Annotated in this window: 10 protein-coding genes; 6 read left to right on the top strand and 4 right to left on the bottom strand. The window is 68.8% G+C overall.

What is annotated here, in order from left to right:
* Positions 1-3: 3 nt before the first annotated feature.
* A complete protein-coding gene (gene ppgK, locus VN856_RS04790; protein WP_325686677.1) occupies positions 4-810 on the bottom strand; it encodes a polyphosphate--glucose phosphotransferase in 807 nt (268 codons plus the stop codon).
* Positions 811-926: 116 nt separating this feature from the next.
* Between ppgK and VN856_RS04785 the strand changes: the two genes are divergently transcribed.
* Positions 927-1,802 (top strand): inositol monophosphatase family protein, encoded by an 876-nt coding sequence (locus VN856_RS04785; protein ID WP_325686675.1) that lies wholly within the window; start codon positions 927-929, stop codon positions 1,800-1,802.
* A gap of 10 nt (positions 1,803-1,812) precedes the next feature.
* Here VN856_RS04785 and cei read toward each other — a convergent pair whose 3' ends face one another.
* Positions 1,813-2,463, bottom strand: coding sequence for an envelope integrity protein Cei (cei, locus tag VN856_RS04780; RefSeq protein ID WP_325686673.1), 651 nt, complete (start codon positions 2,461-2,463; stop codon positions 1,813-1,815).
* A 163-nt stretch (positions 2,464-2,626) separates the two neighbouring features.
* Between cei and VN856_RS04775 the strand changes: the two genes are divergently transcribed.
* The gene (locus tag VN856_RS04775; RefSeq protein WP_067332485.1) at positions 2,627-2,929 is read left to right on the top strand and encodes a DUF4193 domain-containing protein; all 303 of its coding nucleotides are present in this window, start codon (positions 2,627-2,629) and stop codon (positions 2,927-2,929) included.
* 24 nt (positions 2,930-2,953) lie between these two features.
* Here VN856_RS04775 and VN856_RS04770 read toward each other — a convergent pair whose 3' ends face one another.
* Entirely contained in the window at positions 2,954-3,430 is a 477-nt protein-coding gene (locus VN856_RS04770; protein WP_325686667.1) for a DUF3093 domain-containing protein, read from the bottom strand.
* A 25-nt stretch (positions 3,431-3,455) separates the two neighbouring features.
* On the opposite strand from VN856_RS04770, the gene dut reads away from it, so the two are divergent.
* Together dut and VN856_RS04760 are read left to right on the top strand one after the other, a co-directional pair.
* Positions 3,456-3,920, top strand: coding sequence for a dUTP diphosphatase (gene dut / locus VN856_RS04765; RefSeq protein ID WP_325686665.1), 465 nt, complete (start codon positions 3,456-3,458; stop codon positions 3,918-3,920).
* Between the two features lie 40 nt (positions 3,921-3,960).
* Entirely contained in the window at positions 3,961-4,740 is a 780-nt protein-coding gene (locus tag VN856_RS04760; RefSeq protein WP_325686663.1) for a DUF3710 domain-containing protein, read from the top strand.
* Between the two features lies 1 nt (position 4,741).
* On the opposite strand, the gene VN856_RS04755 is transcribed toward VN856_RS04760, so the two are convergent.
* Positions 4,742-5,440, bottom strand: a complete 699-nt coding sequence (locus VN856_RS04755) for an alpha/beta hydrolase (protein ID WP_325686661.1) — start codon at positions 5,438-5,440, stop codon at positions 4,742-4,744.
* A gap of 123 nt (positions 5,441-5,563) precedes the next feature.
* Here VN856_RS04755 and VN856_RS04750 point away from each other — a divergent pair, with 123 nt between their 5' ends.
* Positions 5,564-5,932 (top strand): OB-fold nucleic acid binding domain-containing protein, encoded by a 369-nt coding sequence (locus VN856_RS04750; RefSeq protein WP_325686659.1) that lies wholly within the window; start codon positions 5,564-5,566, stop codon positions 5,930-5,932.
* 103 nt (positions 5,933-6,035) lie between these two features.
* Positions 6,036-6,447: DUF3159 domain-containing protein (locus VN856_RS04745; RefSeq protein ID WP_325686679.1), on the top strand; the 412-nt coding region annotated here is incomplete at its 3' end.

The raw sequence follows: 6,447 nt of genomic DNA, 5'->3' as shown, positions 1-6,447 counted from the left end.
AAATCAGTGCGTCACGTCGCGCGTCGCCGCCATCGCCGCGCCGACGACTCCGGCGGTGTTCTGCAAGGCTGCGGCAACCACCGGAGTCCGGTTTTTCAACAGCGGCACCCATTTGTCGGCCTTTCGGCTGATTCCGCCGCCGGCGATGAACAGTTCCGGGCACATCGCGTTCTCGATGGCGACCAGCACCTTCGTCACCTGCTTGGCCCACTTTTCGTAGCTCCAGCCACGCTTGTCCCGCACCGAGGACGCTGCGCGGTGTTCGGCTTCTTTGCCGCCGACCTCGAGATGGCCGAACTCCGTGTTGGGCAGCAATATCCCGTTGTGAATGACCGCCGACCCGATTCCGGTCCCGAATGTGAGCAGCACCACCACGCCGTGCGTGTCCTTGCCCGCGCCGTAGCGCTCCTCGGCGAGTCCGGCGGCGTCGGCGTCGTTGAGCACCACGACCTCCTGACCGTTCAGGCCGGCGCTGATGATCTCGCTGGCGTCGGTGCCGATCCACTTCTTGTCGACGTTGGCGGCGGTACGGACGATGCCGTTGGTGACGACGCCGGGGTAGGTCACGCCGAGCGGGCCGGTCCAGCCGAATTCGTTGACGACAGCGGCGATCGTCTTGGCCACGGCCGACGGAGTCGCCGGATGCGGCGTCAGCAGCTTGTAGCGGTCGCCGACCAGTTCGCCGGTGTCCAGGTCGACGATGCCGCCCTTGATGCCACTGCCGCCGACGTCGACGCCGAAGCCGCGGCGTGGCGGCGTCTCGGTGCCTCCGATGGCGGGCGAGGGGTCGGTCGGGTCGGCAGTGGTCATCGAATCTCCTCGGCGAGAGGTACGCGTCGACCAAACCCTAGTGCGTAGCTGGGCGGTTGGTCGGCCGGTTACCCGGACGTTGCTGAACCCGGCAATACCTGTGATGCGATGGGTCGGTGAGCACACCTGAGAACCAAGTGGGGCAGCTGCGGACGGTGGCCGAGACCCTGGCCGGCGAAGCGGCCGCGTTCGTCCGGCGACGCCGCGCCGAGGTCTTCGGCGCCGACGCGGGCACGGACGGCGATGCCGCAGTGCAATCCAAAACGACCCCAACTGATCCGGTGACCGTCGTGGACACCGAAACCGAACGGCTGCTGCGTGATCGGTTGGCGCAGCTGCGGTCCGGTGATGCCATTCTCGGCGAGGAAATCGGCGGCCCCACCGATCCGGCGACCGCCGCCGCCGGCGCGGTGACGTGGGTGCTGGACCCCATCGACGGCACGGTGAACTTCGTCTACGGAATCCCGTCGTATTCAGTGTCGGTGGCCGCGCAGGTCGACGGTGTCTCGGTGGCCGGCTCGGTCGCTGATGTGGTCGGCGGGCGGCTGTATTCGGCGGCCACCGGACAGGGCGCACACGTCACCGACGCAGAAGGCACCCGCCCGCTGCGGTGCAGCGCCGTCGACGACCTGTCGCTGGCGCTGGTAGGCACCGGGTTCGCCTACTCCACGCGACGCCGCACGGTCCAGGCGGAACTGGTGTCGAAGATCCTGCCGGTGGTCCGCGATGTACGCCGGATCGGCTCTGCGGCACTGGATTTGTGCATGGTTGCGGCCGGCCGGCTCGACGCCTACTACGAGCACGGTCTACATGTGTGGGACAGCGCAGCGGGGGCGCTCATCGCCGCGGAGGCCGGCGCGCGGGTGGTGTTGCCGCAGCCGGGGGACCCGGAGCGCAACGCGGCTCTGGTGGTCGCCGCGGCGCCCGGCATCGCCGATCAGTTGCTGGCTGCGCTGGCGCAATTCGACGGCCTGGCCCCGATTCCGGGCTAACCGGCCGCGGTCAGCATTTGCCGGCGTGGATCTTGGCCAGCAGCGCGGGATCGGCCGGCTCGGTGGCGCCCGGGCGTAGGCCGGCGAGGACCACGGAGATGTCATCGCTGTGCGCCAGCGCGCCGAACTCCGTGCCGATCGCCAGGTCGACGGAATCGTCGGCGCGGTCGTCGCGGTACAGCTCGGCGCACGGCGTCACCAGCCACACCGCCGCGGCGCTGGCCTGCCCGGCCTCGCCGAAGCGGATCTGCCCCTGGCAGGTCAGCCGCGTTTTGGTGTAGACCGGGTCGTTGGCCGCAACCGGCTGCGGGAATCCCAGGTCGCGCAGCGCGCCAGCGACGTCGGCGGCCTGGCCGCCGCGCCCGCTGGCGTTGAGCACGCGTACTTTGGCGTCGGCCAGCTTGGCCGGCGCGACGTTGACCATCGTGCTTCGCGACACCGGGGTGCCCAGATGCGGCTGTGCGGGATCTGGTTGCTCGGGGGGCGGATTGCACACCGTGGCCTCGTGGACCTCCGCCGGACGGGTCAGCGCGATCGTCCACACCACCGCGCTGGCCACCAGCAGCACGATCAGCAGCGCGATGGCGGGCCGGGCGTTGCGACGGCGAAAGGGGCGACCGTGCTTGTCGAACGCTGTACCTTCAGTGATTTGCGCGACCACGTACGCACTCTAAGGCCCGGTGTTTAGCGCGAGGTAGCGCGGCTAAATACGTAGTGTGACGTAAATCACACTCGAAGAGTCTGCGATACGGGCACGAATCGTTTTGCGGATGCGTTCGACGCTGGTACAAAGCTTTGCTTGCAGGGTTACGAGGGGACAGACGATGGCCACTGATTACGACGCCCCACGGCGTACCGAAACCGATGACGTTTCAGAGGACTCTTTGGAGGAGCTCAAAGCACGGCGAAACGAAGCGGCGTCGGCGGTCGTTGACGTCGACGAGTCAGAGTCCGCCGAGTCCTTTGAGCTGCCTGGCGCCGACTTGTCCGGCGAAGAGTTGTCGGTCCGGGTGATTCCCAAGCAGGCCGACGAGTTCACCTGCTCGAGCTGCTTTCTGGTGCAACACCGCAGTCGCCTGGCCAGTGAAAAGGGCGGCGTGATGATCTGTACGGATTGCGCGGCCTGACTTGATGGTCGCCGAAGTTGCCGACTAGCTGCGCAACGCCGACAACACCCGCTCGGGGTGGCGGGAGCTCACCAGCCAGTACGGCGTCGGATCGTCGGCGTCGTCCAAAACCACCAGAACCATCGGGCCGACCCAGCCGCGGTGCAGCACGTAGGCCGCCGGATCGAGTTGGCGCCCGAGCGCCGCGGATTTCGCCGAGCGGGGAATGTCGGCCGACCGGGCGATCACGGTGACCGGCAGATGCGCCTCGCCGGCCCATAATTCGACTTCGCCGTCACCGGCGGTAACCCGGACCTCGACGCGGCCCAGCCACAACAACGCCCCGGCTGCCACCACGAACAACACCGCGAACGGGAGCCAGTCCGGCAGGCTCGGCACGCCCATGTTGACCTCGACGGCGATCAGCCCAGCCAGGCCGAAACCCAGTGGCCACCACCACCACGGCACCCACAACCGCTCGCGATACCGCACGCTTTGCGGCGTGACTGGCGTCCCTGACACCCGGTCAAGGGTAATCTGTGGCCCCGTGTCGACCAGTCTGGCGGTTGTTCGTCTCGACCCCGGGCTTCCGCTGCCCGCCCGGGCCCACCACGGTGATGCCGGCGTGGACCTTTACAGCGCAGAAGACATCGAGCTGGCGCCCGGACACCGCGCGCTGGTGGGAACCGGGATCGCGGTGGCCATCCCGGTCGGGATGGTGGGGCTGGTGCATCCGCGATCCGGATTAGCTGCGCGGGTGGGACTTTCGATCGTCAACAGCCCCGGCACCATCGATGCGGGTTACCGTGGTGAGATCAAGCTTTCGCTGATCAATCTCGACCCTGCGGCGCCGATTGTCGTCCACCGTGGCGACCGGATCGCCCAGTTGCTGGTGCAACGCGTCGAGTTGGTCGATCTGGTCGAGGTGTCCTCGTTCGACGAGGCCGGACTGGGCGAGACCACGCGTGGCGACGGCGGCCACGGCTCCTCCGGCGGACACGCGAGTTTGTGACAGCCAGGGGACGAAGCGATGACGAGGAGCGGCGCGGCTGATGGCATTCGGAAGACGTAAACCCAAAGAGCAGCCAGTCGACGAGCCGGAATCCGTGGGCACACACCGCAAGCCCGATGCCTCGGTCGAGAAGCCGGTTGCCGACGACCTCGACGGCCCATTCGACATCGAGGATTTCGACGACGCCGCGGCGGCAACCGAGGCCCGCCTCGATCTTGGCGCGGTGCTGCTGCCGCTGCCCCCGGGGGCCCAGTTACAGGTTGAACTCACCGAGACCGGCGTCCCGAGCGCGGTGTGGGTGGTGACGGCCCACGGTCGCTTCACCATCGCCGCGTACGCCGCTCCCAAGACCGGCGGTCTGTGGCGAGAAGTGGCCGGCGAACTGGCCGAGTCGCTGCGCAAGGACGGCGCAGAGGTGAGCATTCAGGACGGCCGCTGGGGCCGTGAGGTGGTCGGCACCGCCGCCGGTGTGGTCCGGTTCATCGGGGTCGACGGCTACCGCTGGATGATCCGCTGTGTGGTGAACGCCTCGGCCGAGACCGTGGACGCGCTGACCGAGGAAGCGCGAAACGCGCTGATGGACACGGTGATTCGGCGCGGCGATACCCCGTTGCCGGTGCGCACGCCGCTGCCGGTGCAGCTGCCCGAGCCGATGGCGACGCAACTGCGTGAGGCGGCGGCCGCCCAGGGCGCGGCGGGTGAACAGCCGGTCGAGCCGACGGAGCCTGACGTCGTGGACCAAGGAGGCGCGCCCGCACCAGCCGAGCGCCGCAGTGCTTCAGGGTCGGCGATGCAGCAGTTGCGCGGCACCAGCGGCTAGCTCAGGCGTCGTTAAGCGCCGCCAGACAGGCGGCACCGAGCGCGGCCGGGTCCGCGCCGATCTGATCCAGGGTGACCGTGCGTAGCGCTGCGTGCGGCGCGGCGGCGGCCCAGTGCCGCCCGACGTCGAGCGGGTGGATCGGGTCGTCGCCCGCCGCGGCGACTCCCATCGGCACTGCCAGCCGCTGGAATTGGGCGTCGGTCGGGGCTACGTAACCGGCCGCCTCGTCCATCGCGTCGGGCAGATGCGGCCACTGGCTTCGCCACGACCGGGTCAGCTCGTCGGCCAGCCACGCCGGGCTGGACGCACGCATCTGCGCCGTCGTCGCTTCCAGGCCGTCCTCGCGCAGCCGTTGAGCCGAGTACCGCGCCGCGATCGCGGCCGGCGAACTGCCTGGTGCACCCGTCCAGGCAGGCAGCGCGGCGAGCACCGCGACGGTGTGCTCGGGATGCCGCAGCGCCCACGCAACGGCCACCGCCGCGCCGATCGACACACCGCCGACCACGATCGGACCCTCGCGGGCGGCGTCATCCAATCCACTCAGATAGCCGGCGATCAATCGGGTCGGCTGCGGGGGCGGCGCGAGCAAGGTTGCTCCTGCGTCGCACAGCGGTCCGCCGAATGCCCGGGTGATGTAGTCGTCGTCGGACCCCGTTCCCGGCAGCACGACGGCGCGCACTGCGCGAAGGTCGATTGCCACCCCTAGATATTGCCTGGGCGACGCTTGGCGTTTGGGGAACCATCCGGTCTACGGCGTCCGTTGTCGTGAGAGGATCGGCGTACCCGGTCCGGTACGAACCATTGACGACGCTCAGGAGAGGCCATGGCGGCAGAAGGTTATCTGCGCCGGCTGACTCGGCGGTTGACCGAGGACCCCGAGCAGCGTGATGCCGAGGATTTGTGCGACGAGGCGGTGACGACCGGCGCGCAGCGGGCCATCGATTGCGAGCGCGGCCAGGAGGTCACGGTGGTCGGAACGCTGCGCAGCGTGGAATGCAAGGGCAAAGGGTGCGCCGACGGTGTTCGCGCCGAGCTGTTCGACGGAACCGACACCATCGAGTTGGTGTGGTTGGGGCAGCGCAGGATTCCCGGGATCGAGTCGGGCCGTACGCTGCGGGTGCAGGGTCGGCTCGGCAAGCTGGAGAACGGCGCCAAGGCGATTTACAACCCGCATTACGAGATTCAGCGGTGAGGCATTCTCGGTGAAGCGTGCGACAGACGCCGGCGACACGGCTGACGCCGTCGACGGCGAAGTGGAGACGGCGGACGCCGACCGCACCCCGGCCGACCGGGTGATGGAACAGCTGGGCGGCGTCGCGGGGATCATTTACTCGTCAGTGCCGGTGCTGGTCTTCGTGGGCACCTCGCGGCTGATGGGCCTGGCCGCGGCGGCCGGCGCGGCGCTCGGCGTCGCCACGCTGATCCTGTTGTGGCGACTGGCGCGGCGCGAGTCGGTCCAGCCGGCGGTGTCCGGGCTCATCGGCGTCGCCGTCTGCGTGCTGATCGCCTATCTACTGGGGGAGTCCAAGGGTTACTTCTTGCTCGGCATCTGGACGTCGCTGATCTGGGCCGCGGTTTTCGCGGTGTCGATCCTGATTCGCCGGCCGGTTGTCGGCTACCTGTGGAGCTGGTTGCACGGACACGATCGGCAGTGGCGTGAGGTGCGGCGCGCGGTGTACGCCTTCGATCTCGCCACGCTCACCTGGG

It is taken from the genome of Mycobacterium sp., assembly GCF_035603715.1.
Classification (GTDB): Bacteria; Actinomycetota; Actinomycetes; order Mycobacteriales; family Mycobacteriaceae; genus Mycobacterium.
The sequence above is the reverse complement of the archived record's forward strand: the minus strand, read 5'-3'. Positions and strand labels throughout refer to the sequence as shown.

Bases quoted from the DNA above. Each gene is read 5' to 3' on its own strand.
- VN856_RS04760 (WP_325686663.1), top strand. From the start codon at position 3,961: ATGGCATTCGGAAGACGTAAACCCAAAGAGCAGCCAGTCGACGAGCCG.
- VN856_RS04775 (WP_067332485.1), top strand. From the start codon at position 2,627: ATGGCCACTGATTACGACGCCCCACGGCGTACCGAAACCGATGACGTT.
- ppgK (WP_325686677.1), bottom strand. From the start codon at position 810: ATGACCACTGCCGACCCGACCGACCCCTCGCCCGCCATCGGAGGCACC.
- VN856_RS04750 (WP_325686659.1), top strand. From the start codon at position 5,564: ATGGCGGCAGAAGGTTATCTGCGCCGGCTGACTCGGCGGTTGACCGAG.